This window comes from Legionella qingyii (assembly GCF_003990155.1).
GTDB lineage: Bacteria > Pseudomonadota > Gammaproteobacteria > Legionellales > Legionellaceae > Legionella > Legionella qingyii.
Genome location: NZ_RZGX01000002.1, coordinates 88,286 through 106,163, shown reverse-complemented (window position 1 = coordinate 106,163; position 17,878 = coordinate 88,286). Strand labels below are relative to the sequence as shown.

The window sequence follows — 17,878 nt, the reverse complement described above, 5'->3', positions numbered from 1 at the left end:
GCTCCGTGTCTCCCCGTAGTTCACTCTCCTTAGCGAATTTGAAAAAAGATTTTACTATCAGGAACTCTGATTCGTTATCGTTTGATTTATGCCTTTTATTTAATTAATATGCCCATCTACTGACATAAATTTTAATTTGGTTCATGAAATTTTTTAATCGTTCTTTACCCTTAAGCGTGGTTCAAAAGATAGTTAGTAATTTATCTTCAGGTGAGAAAAAAAGATTAAGTGTGGTCAACAAAAGTTGGAGACACTTATTCTCCAATGAGGTTTATGAATTATGCATTGAAGCAAAGGATTCCACGGATGTTTCTGAGTTACTTCCCCATATCCAAGCGATTTTACCTGTAATACCTAAGTCCCCCATTACCATAAAACGATTAACTGGAGGATTTTCTCCGTGGGCGAATAGTTATCTAGTGCAAGTTGGTGACGAGCGGTTTGTTTTGCGGCATATAAGACATAAGGAAGGGCGAACTCGGGAAGTATTTGCATCCATTTTTTTCGCCCAGAAAAAAGTAGCGCCTGAAGTAGAATATTTTGATTTTTCTGCGGGTGTTGTCATCATGCGTTATGTAGAAAATAATCCATCGATTACAGGGCGGCTGGATGATGAACAACTAAAACTTATTGCGAAGAAATTTGCAGTGATTCATTCTGGACCACATTTACAGAGACGCTCGGAAATTGAAAAATCAACCCTAATCGCTGAACGTCGAGTCACGTTAAATAATTACATTAAAGCCTCGCCTGTTTTTTTCTTGCAGCAATATGCTCTGCTGCAACTTGATTATTTAACGGGTTTAGTGAGACAAACTCATTATTGTCATAACGATATGAATCCTAACAATCTGTTAGCGACCCCCGACGATTTCTTTTTTATTGATTGGGAATGCGCAGGGCTGCTTGATCCCTTTCTGGACTTAGCGATTGTGGTTGCTACTTTACGCTTAAAGCCAGCTGCAGCAAACTCTCTTTTGTCGCATTATTTGGGACGTCAACCATCCCCTGAAGAACACATGCATTATGCATACATGCAACAAATCGCTTTATTGCGATTTGCAATTAGTTTTGCAGCTAATATGAGCGACCCCATGAGCGTCAATCACGTCGATATTGGCTCAATTCCAGCCTTTAATGAATATCAACCCAGTGATGGAGCGATTGATAAGAGCAGTGATGCGGGTAAGTTCTATATTAGTGTGATGCTGATAAAGCAAGCGATGCAAACCGTTAATGATTATCAATTTAAGCAGCAACTCAATACCAAACTATTAGGGAGTGTAAATAAGCCTGCAAAGGATTTTAGTTTGGGAGCGCTCCAAATTCCTTATTTTATTATGGGAGAAATTTTAAAATTTCTTCGTAAGGATGAACTACTGGCTTTACGATTAGTATGCAGTAGTTGGCGATTATTTATAGATGGCCAGGTAGTACAACCTAAAGGATTGATTTCTGAAAGTGCGGTAGGTGAATTGAGTAATTCTAAAGCGATTGCAGCGCGTCTAACGTCGACATTAGAGTCATTTCTACCATGGAGAGCAGGATCTTTAAAACCACTAAACGGTGGTTTATCTCCCTTTTGTCAGAACTTCATAGTGGAAGCCTACAATCAGAACTATGTAATAAAAATATTAGAAGAAGACAGTGCTCAGGGGTGGGTAGAATTATATGCGGCTCAAGCTGCTTCGCGTACCGGTATAGGTCCTAAAATGGTTTATTTTAATGCGGAACAAAAAGTGGCTATTTTTGAATTTGTTGCCAATGATCCGCGATGGCCATTGAATAAATCCCTGGATAGATTAGCCTCACTGGGTTCAGTAGTTAGTGCATTGCATGGAATTAAAGTTCCAAAGTGTGAAAGTAAGGAAAGCGATAAATTTTTGCAATTAAAATCCAAGGTTATAGATCGTGTTGAAAGAGATCCCAGATTTGATGATTTTTCTGTGGTTTTGACTCTATTTAATGACTTGGATCACTTACTTAATCTAAATCCAAAAACCAGTCTGTGTCACTATGACATGAATCCCTGGAACATATTATTTCAAACAGAAGGAAATCAATTTTCATTAATTGATTGGGAGTTTGCACGAATAGGGATGCCTCTTTTTGATTTGGCAACTATCGCGAATTTTTTACGTTTGAATGCCATAGAAGAAACATTTTTGCATATTGCTTATGCGAAAGGACGAGTTACCGCACTGGATGAAGCCAGTTATCAAATAACTAAAGCATACGTTTATTTGCGATATGCTATTTGTTCACTTGGCTTGAATACAAGTTATGAATTAAAACTTGATCCAGATGTATTAAAATCTTTACCCCCCTTTAATCAATTTAATCCCGCTCAATTAAAAATTGATAAAAATACGAATGAAGGGCGCTATTACATCGCCCTAATGTTTGTAAAAGCAGCTATGAATTTGCTTAAGGACAAACAATTCATCACTCATTTAAAAACGTACCAGCAGGGGTTTAAAACGGACTATATTCCCTCCTTTTTTGCACATTCATCAGAAAGGTTAGATGAACCAAATGGAACAGGAATTATTGCCGATACCTCAAAAGAATTCACCTCTTGAGGATATTACCCCCGTACTCATCGGTTTAAGTTTAAGGCTCCCTCAGATAGAAACTGAGGAAGCCTTGTGGCAATTTTTAATTGCGGGCCAAAAAGCAAGGGATTCTATAACCTCATCAAGAATGTGGCGTAGTAAAGGTGAAACGACCTATGCCAATTTGTTTACTGATTGGAGCTTTTTTGAACCAGGCTTATTTAATCTGACTGCCAAAGACCTTGCTCATCTCGATCCACAACAAAAATTAGCATTGCATGGCGTACATACGTGTCTGGAAAATGCAGGTATGACGCGTTATGAGCTGCAGCAGGCAACAACAGGTGTTTATGCCGGAGTAATGACGGTAGATAACCTACATTCTTATGCAATGAGTGCATGCGATAGTGACAGCCGTTTTTTCCTAAATAATTGTGAAGCGAGTGTTGCCAATCGAGTTTCATACTGTTTTAACTTTACTGGCGAAAGTAAAAGTATTAATGCCGCTTGCGCCAGTTCATTGGTTGCCTTAAAAGACGCTTGTGACAGCATTAGACAAGGTCAAAATGATTTTGCTTTTGTGATAGGTGTTAATTATATTGATAGCGCTTTGCGGCATCAGAGTTTCAAAAAAGCGGGTATGCTCTCGCGAAGTGGTGGGTGTCATACTTTTTCTATGCAAGCGGATGGATATTTGCCTTTAGAGGGGATGGTTACTTTGCTTGTTACCTCAAAAGCAAAGGCTGACTCATTAAATCTCCCTGTTTTAGCTGCTGTTGTAGGAATTAGTTGCAATCATAATGGAACTACCAGCACAATGACCGCTCCTAGTGCTACCGCCCAATCTAAACTAATACGTTTGGCCCAAAAACAATGTGCCTATCTAGATGTTGCATATATTGAAGCCCATGGCACAGGAACTAACCTTGGTGATCCGATTGAGCTAGAAGCGTTAAGTCATAACTATCCTGGTTGTTTTATTGGTTCCATTAAAGCGAATCTAGGACATATGGAAGCTGGGGCCGGGTTATTAGGTGTTGCCAAGTGTTTGCTGATTTTAAAGAGTCGGCAAATTCCTCCCCATGTACTCTCAGATCCCGTAAATGTTTTATTGCCTGAAACATTAAATATCAATACAGAATCCATTGATTATAATCACTCACAAATTGCAGTGAGTTCTTTTGGATTTGGTGGAACGAACTCACATGCCATTTTGCAAAGAGTCCCTGAGCGTGTGCCAATTCAAACAAATGAACCCTTTAAATTACCTGTATTGCTAAGCGCAAAAACTAAAGAAGATTTGGAATCCTTAGTAGCACTCACGGAAGATTATGTTCTGCAGGAACAGATGTATCATGTGGCATTAAACTTAATTTATGCTCAGGAGCACCTTGTTCCTTTTCGCCAAGCAGGATGGTTCAATGAGCATGCAAAACACATTGATTGGATATCCATGAAGAATGACCTTTTAGTTCTTCCCGGGGATTGTTTACCAACGAGCTCAGTATCATTAAGGCCTTATGTGCAGCCTAATTTTTCGGCACAGTTAGCGGAATATTGGATTCATCTAATTCATGATTTTCTATCTGAAATACGCTGTATTGAAGCTTATGGCAGTGCAATTTCTTTGGCAATTAAAGCCAACCAAAAAATGCAAACTCATTTAATATTAAACGGCAAACAATATTCGGCACTAACTGATTTAGATGATTATCTGTCGACGCTTCTCCATAGTTTGGTAATCGCACCGTCCCAAGTGAATCAACTCATTGTTGAAAGTGTGGCTCTTTACCAGCATCAATATACGTTTAAAGCATTTTTGCAAACGCTGCTTCCTGCAGAGTTAATCGTTTTATTTGAACAAAATGACCTACAGCAAATAAAGGATAGGTTTGCTCTTCGCGGCGATGAAGAAATAACATCGATGGATGAGGATAAGAATAAGAAGTTATACCAATATCAATTGATGGTGATTCTTTTATGGGCAAGAGTATGTGTTATTAATAAATGGCAATTAAGTACGGTTAAAAAAGAATTGCTTCGCCGTTATTCTCCTTCTTTTGTTGAACTTATTGCATTGCTTGAACAACAACTGCTTCTACCCGATGAGATTAAACTACTGCTCCAGCGTGATTCTGCGTATCTTGAGCTCTTTAAGAACAGATTAAGTGCGCGAATAAGCACAGTTTCTGAAGTGAATGTGTTTACTTTATTAAGTGCTTATTATAAACCGCTGTTAGTATTTACTCAGGATTCACAAAACAGCAGTACCAACCAATGTATCTTTCATTTTAAAGCAGGACAGAGCATTTGTATCGATCTGGATCATGTGAGTGATAAGGATGTTGTGACCTTAAGTGATGAATTTGTCTTGCAATTATGGCTTAAGGGTTTTGCTATTGATTTTGCGCGTTATTTAGGAGCAATGCCTTTTGAACGCAAATCTTATTTTAAAAAATCAAAGAGGGATTCTTTAGAGAATGAGCGGCGATTTTATACGTTGCAAACTACGTTGAAATGCATGAACCCCCAAGAGTTCTCTAATCTTAAAACCATTCATTGGACTGAGTGTTCCATACATGATATTTTGGCGCATGATCTCCGGATTACGATCAATTATCCAGAACAAGATCCTATCCAGTGGGTATTGGAAATCATTCGTCAAATCTCAGTTAAATGCAGTAATCAGCTTAAAAAACAACGTATAATTTACTTGGAATTGGATGAGAGTTATTCCTCGCAACAAGTCCAGTTAATCACTCACTTTGTAAAAGCAGTGAATTTAGAAATCAACCCACTGCACATTAATATAGTTGATTTTAAAGGAAGATTTTATCAATACAAGCAAGTCGCTTTGCAATTTTCCAAGGTGGCACATAAAGGTTTTGAATATCATGGAACCTATGTTTTAGTTGGCGGTGCAGGTGGGGTTGGTTTAAAACTCGGAGCCTATCTCCAAGAAAAATATGCGGCAAAAGTTCATGTAGTGGGTCGCAAGCCCTATAATCAATTGCTTGAACACGTACAGGCAAAACTACAGCTAAGCAATATGATATATCATTGCTGTGATCCTGATGAACATAATGCTCTATTAACCTATTTAAAACAAATCGCTGCTGCAGAGAAAATTTCAGGTATTTTTCATTTGGCTGTTGCCCGTCATGATGAGTGGTGGGTTAAGCAAAGCGAGCATTCATTATCGACTACGTTAAAGCAAGTGAGCCAACGCAACAGTTGGCTAGTCGCTGAGGAATTATCACAATTCGCTAAAAATCTGTATGTTTTTACATCCATTCAGGCCTATTCCCCCAATTTAGGCGCTACGATGTACAGTTTTGAAGCTGCGTTAAAAAAATATTTATTAGCACAACAAAAAAGTCTTCCATGTTTTGTCACCGCATTGGGTGTAATAGACGGCATTGGATTGGCAGCATCTGCTGATTATTCGCAGTATATGGCGAGCAATGATTTGGCTCCTTTATCATTTGCTGAGTTGATGGAACTTTTTGAGCTGCAAATTGACACCCACACTCCATTTGCTTTAATTACTGGCCGTAGGAAACAAAACGAGTTTATAACCACTGCCACGGTTAATAAAAATAAAATTCTGGAAGAGTTTGTGGCACTAAGTCTTTTGTTGCGGATCAATCAATCCTTCCCCATGCATGGTCTTAACGTGGCGATGTTTTTTGCACCGTTCCAAAAACATTTTCAATTATTGGTTCGTGAGTTATTTAATATTTGGCAAAAGCTGCAGTTTGTTCACGTAGAAGAAGATTTTATTTTTATTACCCAAGAGGTAAAACATCTTGAAGCCCTAAAAAGCAGTTATGAAGATGAATTAAAAGAGGGGAATTATTCATCTCGGCTTAAATTATTTACCTCAGTATGCGAACATTACCCTGAATTATTATCCGGTAATCTATTACCACATCAGGTTATTTTTCCTCATGGTAATACTGAGTTAGTACAAGGCTTTTACGAACATCATACGGTTGCTGATCATGCCAATCAGATGTTGGCCAGTAAACTAAGAAATTACTGTTTATCATCTCAAAAAACAATAAAGATTCTTGAGGTGGGGGCTGGAAGTGGTGCCTCAACGCGAGCAATTTTAGGAGCGCTGCACGATCAATCATTTACTTACTATTTCACTGATATTTCTCCAGCATTAGTGAATAAAGCAAGACGTTATTTTTCTGAGTATGAACATTCCATGGAATTTCGAATATTTGATATGGAACACATGGATTCTCAGCATGAATTTTATCAAGCTTTTGATGTGGTGATCGCAACCAATGCCATTCATGCCACGAGAGATATATTAAATTCACTGAATAGCTTGTGCGAATGCTTGGTTGATAGCGGACATTTATTATTGAATGAGTTAGTGGAAAAGACTAATTATACCACTGCTATTTTTGGCTTATTTGATGGATGGTGGAACGCGAGCGACCAACATCTACGCCAAATGAACTCACCTTTATTGAGCCCAGAACAATGGATTGCCGTATTGCAGAAGATGAATTTAACCGATATTGAGTATCAATGTTCTTGTTTAAATTTCTCTTCTGCAGAACAAATTGTTATTGACGCTAAAATAAATCGTCAAGATCAGATAAAAAGACAGCCCGCATTGATGATGCCCTTATCTAAAGTATCCATAGAGCCTGTGGACAAAGAGCGAGATGTTGGAAATGGCGGTGAAAAACAACAAGCGCCATTTCATTCCACAAAAAATCAACAATGGATAGTCGAGCAATTGGCACAAACACTCTATTTGGATAGCGAAACGATTCAATTAGAAGATCGATTGTCGGATCTTGGTTTTGATTCATTAAGCTTGAGTGATTTATATCAAAAATTAAAGCCTGAATACCCTGAATTCGGTATTGCTGAATTGTTTGCAGTAGATACGGTGGCAGCACTGGTGAAACGATTTACCGGCAATGAATGTACTGAAACTCCTGATGAAGTCCATTTAGATTTAAACCATTATAACCGGGAAACAGATATTGCTATTGTGGGGCTGAGTTATCAGCTGCCACACACAGGTTCCGATGATTTTATTTCTATGCTGCAACAGGGTAAAACAGCATTTGGACCTATTCCCAAATCACGATGGGCGCATGACTCATTTTTTGATGCGCAAAAAGGAAAGCAAGGAAAATCTTATGCGGGTAGCGGTAGTTTTTTAAATGATATCGATTGTTTTGATGAAGCCTTTTTTAAACTCTCTCCACGCGAAGCTGCTTTTATCGATCCACAAGAACGTTTGCTGCTGCAAAATGCCTATTTTGCGCTTGAGGATGCGAATGCTTTTCCCATTGCATTGGACAATAAAATCTCGGTATTTGTCGGGATAAGTGGTGCTTATTATTCTTGGCTCAATGAAGATTGGACGACCCAAAAACACGCTAATTCTTCGTGCGCTTATTGGTCTGCAGCAAACCGAATTTCATATAGTTTTAATTTGCATGGTCCAAGCATGGCGGTCGACACTGCCTGTTCGTCTTCGTTATCAGCGCTTCATTTGGCTTGTCAAAGTGTGTTAACTGATGAATCAACTATGGCTATAGTGGGTGGAGTTAATTTAATTGTGCATCCACGCCAAATGGTAGAACTCTCAGATTTGCATATGCTGTCGGCTCAAAACATTAATGCTACGTTTTCGCAAAATGCTGATGGATTTGTGTATGCTGAAGGGGTTGTTGCTTTATGCATTAAAAAATTAGGTGTGGCTGTTGCGGAAGGTAATAAAATTTATGGGATCATCAAAGGAAGTGCGCTCAATTCAGGTGGCAAAATGCACGGGTATACAGTGCCAAATCCTGAAGCCCAAAAACAGGTTATCCTTTCTGCTTTGCAAAAAGCAGGAATTAATTCCTGGCAAATCAATTATATTGAGGCACATGGTACCGGCACAGTGTTAGGTGACCCCATAGAAATTAAAGCATTGAGTGAAGTCTATCAAAATAAGGCGTTTCTGGGTTCGGTTAAAAGTAATATTGGTCATAGTGAAGCATGTGCTGGTTTGGCGGGATTGGTACGAATATTATTGCAATATCAACATGAGGAAGTTTTTGCGGGAGTGAATGCTTGGCCGCTGAATGAGCATTGTCATTTTGAAAAGACCCAGTTTATTATCCCGGAAAAAGATACTGCGTGGGGACAGAGTAGGGGTTCACGTTACAGTGCACTTAGTTCTTTTGGAGCGGGTGGCTCAAATGCACACATCATTTTACAAGATTATCCTCTTATTCCCGAACTGTGTACAAAACACCATTCTTTTAAAAAACACATACATTGGATTGTGCCTCGTAGTTCTTTTCCAGCAATTCAAGAATATCCCTTGGTTCTGAAGGCAAACGCCTATTATTTTGAACAGCATCGATTGCATCAACGTCCAATATTGCCTGGGGTGGCACATATTTACTTTTGTTATCAAGCCTACATACGTAATAGAGAGAAAGCGTCGCTTATCAGCATCCGTGACATAAAATGGCTTAATCCCATTTATGCAGATTATGAGGGGGATGCTCTTTCATTCATGATTCGTTTTAAATCGGAAGATACTTATACCCTTTGTGAATTAGCAGGTGAATTATTACATTCAAGCAGTACTTATCATGCTTTAGATGAAATTACTGTATTCAAGGAATATGCTTCATTTGCTGTTGAGTGCAATCACGATGTGTCGGCGGTGGCAATGTATGCCCAATTTCGTCAAAACAATTGGTATCATGGTGAAGTATTTCAATGCGTGCAAACAATTAAAATTAATCAGGATAAAAATAAAGCGATTGCTACATTAACGCGTGCAGAGTCTCATGAAATACCTACTTTAGATCCGCGCTTATTTGATAGTGTTTTGCAATGTGTTTCAGTGTTACAAGAGGGATTGCCAGAAGAGCAGGTATATATCCCTCAGAAAATTGAGGCGCTCAATCTATTTCAAGAATGGACCACTAAAATTTATGTTGTTGTGGAAGACAAATCCGTTCGCCCATTTTCTCCGCGTTATGACATTTCTATTTTTGATGAACGGTATCATTTGGTAAGCCATATTACTGGTTTTTGCATGATTCCTATTCATAAACAACAAATTATTCCGCAAAAACCAATTCATTATTTTAAGCCATCCTGGCAGCGCATTGATTGTGATAAGGCAACTGGAAGAACTTTTGAATGGTTGCAAGCCACAGATAGCCCAAACACCGATTCGGCATGTTCTATATTGCGTGTGAATCAATTACACAATACACAGCAATTCATGAACTTGTTACAGAATCTACAGCATGCTTTGCAAACAAGAAAAAAATTACAGTTGATTTTATGTTTTGATGATTCGGGAGAAACTGCTGTTTATGCGCAGGCCGTCCATGCTTATTTACGTACAGCACAATGTGAGTTTCCTGAGTTGCATTACAGTGTTGTTCTATTGCCTTGGGAGTTGAGTCCCCAACTCTTACCACGGGTTGCCCACAGCCAATTGCCTACGTGGGTTAAAGTAAACCGGGAAGGTGTTTTTCATACTCAATATTATCATACGGTCATCCCGAAGAAGAATGAGGCTCGTTTTTTATTCAAACAACATGGGGTATATGTTATTGCGGGGGGGCTTGGTGCGATTCCCCAAATTATTGCCCAATACCTGGTGACTCAATATCAAGCCCGCGTTTTACTTCTGGGGCGACGTCATCCATCTAAAGAAAACATTCACTGGTTACAACAAAACAACATCAATTATAAACAAGTTGATCTCAGTGATTATGAAGCACTGCATGCCTGTATGACTCACTTTGTTTTAGAGCATGGCGGAGTATTAAATGGTTGTATTCAGGCCGCGGGTGTGCAGCAAGATAGTTTAATTATCAATCAATCAGCTGAGGCAATTGAAACGGCATTAGCTGCAAAAGTAACAGGTACCTTGAATTTAGATAAAGCGACGAGGGCGTATCGTCTGGATCATTTTCTTTTGTTGTCTTCCTACTCTTCAATACTCGCTAATATTGGACAGTCTATTTATGCAGCTGCTAATGGATTTTTAGATGGTTTTGCCGTCTTACGTGAATCGTTGCGTATCAAAGGAGAATGTTTTGGATTTACGTACAGTATTAATTTGCCTTTTTGGGAGCAAGGAGGCATGCAGGTTAGTGATTCAGTATTAGCACGTATGCAAAAAGAGTGGGGAATGCAAGCGATTAGCAATTCCACCGGGTGCCGTATTTTAGAAACATTACCCGCATTATCCTGGCCGCAAATTATTGCGCATCAAGGACAGCAAGAAATCATTCTACAGCGATTAAATGATTCGAAATCGACGAAAAAATACAGGTCTGAAGTGAGTATGGAATTTAAACTCTTTGTGGTCAACACGATTAAAAAAATATTGGAACTTGAGGGGAATTTTGAGCTAACAGCCTCTTTTGGTGATCTTGGTTTTAACTCAATTTTATTTACTGAGCTAGCCAATGAGTTGAATGATACATATGATTTGGCAATTACACCGGCCACATTTTTTGGTTATAAAACCGTTGCCGAATTCATTAGTAATTATGAGCAAGCCAAGCCTTCTACGGAGGCGATGGTCCAATCTGAAGAGGTAAAGCCATTAATCCAGCATCATTCGGTTGACGAGGATCTGCCGGTCATTATTGGTTACAGCGCATTATTGCCAGGTTGTAAGAGTTTAAATGATTTTTGGCAGTTGTTAGTGAATCAACACCATGTGTTTAGTCAAACCCCTGCGAATCGCTTGCATTATATGCAACAACATCCTGGCGCGTTTATTGATGCTGTTGATGCATTCGATGCCGCTTTTTTTAATCTATCACCGTTTGAAGCCATAGTGATGGATCCCCAGCAACGACTGTTATTGCAGGAAGTATGGCATGCTTTGGAAATGGGAGGAATCAATCCATTAAACTTGAAAGGCTCGGCAACGGGTGTCTATGTGGGGGCGTCAACTTTTGATTATGCGAAGTTATTAACGCGATACCAAGTGAGTAATCCCTATATACCAGTTGCAACAGTACACAGTTTATTGGCGAATCGAATATCTCATTATTTTGATTTAAGTGGGCCTAGTGAAGCAGTGGATACCGCATGTTCCAGCAGTTTATATGCTTTGGATCGCGCTGTGAAAGCCATCAATCAAGGGGAGATTGAACAAGCAATTGTATGTGGGGTTAATTTGTTACTTGATGATGAGTTTTTTAATGCGTTCACTCAATCAGGAATGTTGTCCGCTACGAAAATCTGCAAGCCATTTGACAAACATGCCGATGGATACATTAGAGGGGAAGGTATCATTGTAATTATTCTCCAGAAACAAGCGCAAGCACGGGCACAAAATAATACGATTTATGCGAAGATTCTTGGCAGCGGAGTAAATCATACGGGTAAAGCAAATACGCTCACATCACCCAGTTCAAAAGCACAGCAGAAATTGTATGAACATGTTTATAGCTCCATTGATATCGCGCGCATTAGTTATATTGAAGCCCATGGTACAGGAACTCCTTTAGGCGATCCTATTGAGTTGGAAGGCTTGAAAAATTTTGTTGCCGATAAAAATGTATCGATTGAAGTAGGTTCAGTTAAGGGCAATATCGGTCATCTGGAGCCAGCCTCAGGATTGGCTGGATTGATAAAAATTTTGCTGATGTTTCAGCATCAAATGATACCAGGACAAGCGAATATATCTGAAATCAATCCCTACCTTGCCTTGCAGCAATCAGGACTTTCAATCAGTCAGAAAACTCATGCATGGCAACAAAAGCAAATTAACGCCGCATTAGTTCCTCGTTGTGCAGCTGTAAGCTCTTTTGGTTTTGGCGGAGTTAATGCGCATGTTGTTTTAGAACAAGGTACTATGATTCAACAACATCCTGCAGAATCTTTTGTGCCATTGATTCCTCTTTCTGCTGCAAATGAAGCAAGCTTGCGTATCTTGGTGAAGAGTTACATTGACTGGTTGTGCGAAACATCTCATTTTGATCCACAAAGTTTCTGTTTTACCTTGCAAAAAAGAAGGGTTCATCAACGCTATCGGGTGATTTTCCAATGGCATAATCAGCAACAATTAATCCAGCAGATGCAAAGTTGGATCGACTCATCTGCAATGCCTCGGATTAGCGATGATTATCAATCCATGGTACACGCGTATCTGGCGGGTGATGCTGTATTTAGTACTGCAGCACACCCGAATGAAATGATGCCAGTCCATGAGACTCCGGCGTATCCATTTCTCCGTAAAAAAATCTGGTTTAAAACTCAAGAAAACCAATGGGTGTATGTGAAAAAAGAGTTGCATGCGGAAATGACGCATCAACCATTATATAACCAAAATATTGTAATCATTCATGCGGGATGTTTTACCGAAACACTAAAACTGATTAGCTCACAACTCGAAAAAAATAATAAAGTTTTAAGTTATGACTTGAGTTACTTTAATCCCGATGAGTTTCAGTTATTTTTAGAGGCACATGCGGATATCGATCGCTTTATTATTTATCCTCAGTACCCTGATTTTAATCTAGAGATTAATTTTTTTAACCAAGATCCGCTTAGCCTGCTTAAACCTTTATTTGATTTATTGAAAACTACATTAAGCTCCTGCTTATTTACAAAGAAAATTAATATTGAATGGTATTCTTATGTTGCTAAAGCCAATCATCCTCAGGTGGCAATGGTTTGTGGTTTATTGGGTTCCTTAGCTAAAGAAATGCCCCATTGGCACTTGAAACATTTTATTATTGATACACCTTTGGAGCGATCGATGCTGGAAATGGTTTATCCAGGGCCACATCAAACAATTCAATATCGAAATAAACAGTACTGGTTCGCTTCTCTGGAGTTAGCTCCTGATTGTGAAGAAAACGATTTTCTCATAACCCATGGGACTTATTTGATTCTTGGGGGGATGGGCGGTATTGGTCGTCGTTTGGCGCAGTTTTTAATTGACTCGTATCACGCTAAAGTCATTCTTGTAGGGCGTAGTCCTCTAAGTGAAGAAGGACGGCAATTTTTACATACTTATGGTGAGCAGATTGAGTTTATTCAAACGGATGTGACACGTGAAGCAGAATGTGCTTTGCTGATTAAATACCTTCACGTGAAACATCCTGTCATTCATGCAGTATTTAATTTGGTCATGCAATTACAAGACAGCACCGTTGATTCAATGACTTGGCAACAATTTAGTCATGTGATTCATGCTAAATTATTTAGTGCTTATTTTATTTATCAATTGCATCAACAGATACAAATAAACGCTGCAGTAATTTTTTCTTCCATGCAAAGCAGTGCCTGTCTTGCCGGACAAGCCAATTATGCAGCAGCCAGCAATGCCTTGGATGCATATTGCTTGCGCCTGGAACAGGAAACCGCGTTACCAATTAAAATTATCAATTGGAGTATTTGGCAAGAAGTCGGGGCTGTCACGGATTCCTTTTACCTTGAACGAGCGCGCGATTTAGGATTTATTCCTTTAACGACACAACAAGCATTGGAGGCGATGCTACTTGGTTTAAATAGCCAATATACCCAGTTCGCGATTCAAAATAAGAGTGTGCCGCAAAGTCCGCCGACACCATTTATTCTACCCATTAAAGCAGGATTAGATGGTGTGAACCAATTCGTTTATTGCTTGGCATCTGATTTGCGGAAAAAGCATGCTTTGGTGAACAATGTAGTACCCAAATACACTCAGCTGGCCACTTATTTAAACGAGTTACCTCAAATTTCATCTACCAATGAATCATTGCATCATTTGCTTGAACGCTGTTGCCAACAACATACTGCTTATGAAGCATATTATCGTTTGGCGTATTTGTGTTATTTGGACTATGAGCTCATATTAGGGGGAATCAAGACCCCAACAGAAATTGTTTTTTCAGAAGATGGGCTTAAATTATTGTGCGCTCTTTATGCCCAAAGCCCTGAGTCAAAAATGTGTAATCAATACATCGCGCGATATATCGACGAATATCTCAAGAGCAGCAATAAGCGAGTAAAAATACTGGAGTTGGGTGCTGGGGTAGGGGCAACAACAGAAACGTTGCTCGATGTCTTGAATGGCTATGAGCAGATAGATTATTACTATACGGATGTCTCTTCATTTTTCTTGAATCAAGGTAAAAAATTACAAGAACAAGCGCATTTTAATTTGTACTGCGACCATTTAGATTTGAATCATTTGGAAGAGTTGGCTGATGGATCTTTTGATGTGGTGCTTGCTTCGAACGTAATCCATTTGGCCGATGATTTAGAGTTTACCCTTAAAGAATTGCAACGCCTTCTTAAGCTGCAAGGGATATTCTTACTCAATGAGGCAGTTCAGGAACAAGCGTATTTGAACTTTATTTTTGGTTTATTTGACGGCTGGTGGCAAGCGAGTGGCGTTGAGCGATTAAATGCTTCTCCTTTATTAAGCCAGGATCTCTGGCTGCAAAAGTTAACCGCAGCAGGTTTTGTTGTCTCAGAACAGCATTTGCGTGATCAAGAAAAAGCACAAAAGGTATTTTGTTGTCATAGGAAGTACTCTGGTTCCCTCTCATCCGCCCTGCGGGCATCATCTCTGCATGAGCGGGGAGAGGGGATGATCGCGCAGCAAATTGCTGAATTTATTTGCGCAGCACTTCATTTACCCAAGGGACACATTCTTGAATCGGATCGTCCTTTGGCAGAAATAGGTCTTGATTCGATTACCGGCGTTAGTTTGATAACCAACATTAATAAAGCATTTAATTTGTCATTACGCACAGCTGTTATTTTTGATTATCCCACTTTGCAGCGTTTAGTAGCTTTTGTTCATTCTCAGCTAAAGAGGAAAGAGCCCATTGTTACGGAAAGGCCGCCTGTAGATTTATTTGCGGGAGAGTTAATTGATGATTAGGCAACGGCGTAAATATACTTACACTCCTCAAAGTAATCAGTACTGGCTAGCGCATCAGATTGATGGTCATTATGTGTTCCCGCTCGATAATTTGCTCATGATGATTTACTCAGCCTTGAGGCCTTTAGCTACAGCACAAATCGTGCAATTAACTGGGGTTGAATTAAAAAAATTATTAATTGCTGAAAAAGAACACGCGATCAATTTGTATCTGGAAATCGATCCAATAAATCATTACTGCTTCATTGAGCAATTGCATGATGATGGAACCAAAGAATTGGTATTACAGACTACTTATCAATTCGAGTCGCCCAATAAAATGACCAGAATATGGAAGAATGCTGATAATTTAGTAAAGAATGATTTTTATCAGAACGATTCATTACACTACTTAGGCGATTGTTATCGGGTTATTGAACAATATAATGATGTTCATGAATCATTTTCTGCAGCATTAAGTCCAAAGGCCAGTTATCCTGCGGTTTTAGGCAGTATGCTGCATTCTTTGATTTACCTTAACGATCCTTATTTTGCGCAAAACCCTCGACCCGGACTGCCCAAGACAATAAAACGCGTTTTATTTCATGTGTCGAATCAACCCAGTGCTTTTTTATTTGCTAAAGATCAAGAGGCTACGATTTTTGATGCACAGGGAAATTGGCAAATCATTATGGAAGGAGTTGAACTGACGCGATCCACTACAACAAAAAATAAATCGCTTAAAGAGCCTTTGGATATTGCTGTAATCGGTATGGCGGGTCAATTTCCGCAAGCTGAAACAGTAGAAGAATTATGGAATTCTTTATGTGATGGATTTAATGCAATTACCTCCTTGGAAAAGCGGGGAGAACACTATTTACGTGAACCCAATCATGCTGGATGGTTGGATGATGTTTTTGCTTTTGATCCTGACTATTTTCACATACCAAAAATTGAAGCCCAAGCGATGGACCCGCAACAGCGATTATTTTTGCAAACGGCCGCTGCTGCTTTAATGGATGCGGGTTATTCACCAATGGAACTTCCTGATAAATTCTGCGGAGTTTTTGTGGGGGCAAGCCAAAATAGTTATTTGACACACAGTCAACAGAAACCGATAGCCCAAAGTTTTTGGGGAAATGCTCCCGCAGTCATTGCCGGACGAGTTTCTTATACCTTTAATCTGACCGGACCAGCAATTACGTTAGATACTGCTTGCTCTTCTTCTTTAGTTGCCATACATCAAGCCTGCCAGGCGATTATAAATGGCGAATGCACGAGTGCTCTTGCTGGCGGGGTATTCATTATGAGCAGTGATGATTTTCTCCAGCAAGCACATCATGCCAAAATGCTTTCTCCAGATTATGCATGTCAAACATTTAGTGATAAAGCGAATGGGTTTATCCCTGGTGAAGCAGTAGCTTGTGTTTATTTGAAGCCTTTAAAACAAGCGCTTAAAGACAAGGATCCCATTTATGCAGTAATCAAAGCCAGTGGTGTGAATCAAGACGGACAATCAAATGGAATTACCGCTCCAAATGGTTTAGCTCAAACAGAATTGATGCAACAGATCTATTCTTCATATGGTTTGTCCACTGATGATCTCGCTTATATTGAAACCCATGGAACAGGTACAGAACTTGGGGATCCTATTGAAGTACATGCGTTGCAGCGATTATTTGCAACACATGAAACGAAGTCTGAAAAATCCTGTGGTTTAGGAAGCATCAAGTCCAATATTGGTCATACAGTCCATGCGGCCGGAGTGTGTGGTTTTATCAAAAGTGTTTTATGCAGTTATTTCCAAAAAATTCCAGCAACACTTCATTGTGAACGTGAAAATCCGCAGATTGATTTTGCCAGTACCCCCTTTTATCCGGTTAAAGAATTAAGTCCATGGCCTAAAAATAAATCGCTTGCGGCTGTAAGTTCATTTGGGTTTTCTGGTACCAATGCACATCTGGTCATTCAACAATTTGCAACTCAGAATCGGCCTAAGTTTCCAGTATACCCATTTAAAAAAATTCATTGTTATTGGCAGAAAGCCCAAGAATATATGTTATCTGCTGAGCAGACATATTTCAGTCAGCATCAGGTAAATCATCAGGCCATTTTACCAGGAGTTGCGAGTCTTGCTTTAACTCAGTATTTCCTTAATGAATTACCGTTGTATTGTGTGAATGTGCGATGGCTTAAAGCGTTGCCTGCGCTTAATCCATGGCTGAAGATTAATATGAGTAAGACTCATAACTCCATTGAATTGCTTTATGATGGAGATTCGTTTTTTAGAGCAGAATTTGCAGAGCGGGAAAGGGAATTAGTTTCTTTTAATCTGCATGAATTTAAATGTATTCCTAACGCAATTGACTGTACTGAATTTTATCGCTGTTTTGAACAAGCAGGAATTCAATATGGTCCTGATCTAAAAAACATTACGCAACTT

General features: G+C 39.3%; 3 protein-coding genes (1 of these 3 only partly in view). All 3 read left to right on the top strand.

All coding sequences use genetic code 11. The features are described from left to right. Window positions 1-143: 143 nt before the first annotated feature. Tightly spaced (each overlapping or abutting the next), the 3 genes in view from ELY20_RS01695 to ELY20_RS01685 form a layout consistent with a single transcriptional unit that may run on beyond the window. Window positions 144-2,582 (top strand): phosphotransferase, encoded by a 2,439-nt coding sequence (locus ELY20_RS01695; protein ID WP_110141097.1) that lies wholly within the window; start codon window positions 144-146, stop codon window positions 2,580-2,582. Further along, window positions 2,527-15,456 (top strand): SDR family NAD(P)-dependent oxidoreductase, encoded by a 12,930-nt coding sequence (locus ELY20_RS01690; RefSeq protein ID WP_110141098.1) that lies wholly within the window; start codon window positions 2,527-2,529, stop codon window positions 15,454-15,456. Before ELY20_RS01695 ends, ELY20_RS01690 begins: the two co-directional genes overlap by 56 nt. Continuing rightward, window positions 15,449-17,878, top strand: partial view of an SDR family NAD(P)-dependent oxidoreductase gene (locus ELY20_RS01685; protein WP_110141099.1) — the 5' end (the start) only. 5,040 nt of this gene lie beyond the right edge of the window; only the first 2,430 of its 7,470 coding nucleotides appear in the window; the start codon lies at window positions 15,449-15,451; its stop codon lies off the right edge, out of view. The genes ELY20_RS01690 and ELY20_RS01685 overlap by 8 nt, the downstream gene beginning before the upstream one ends.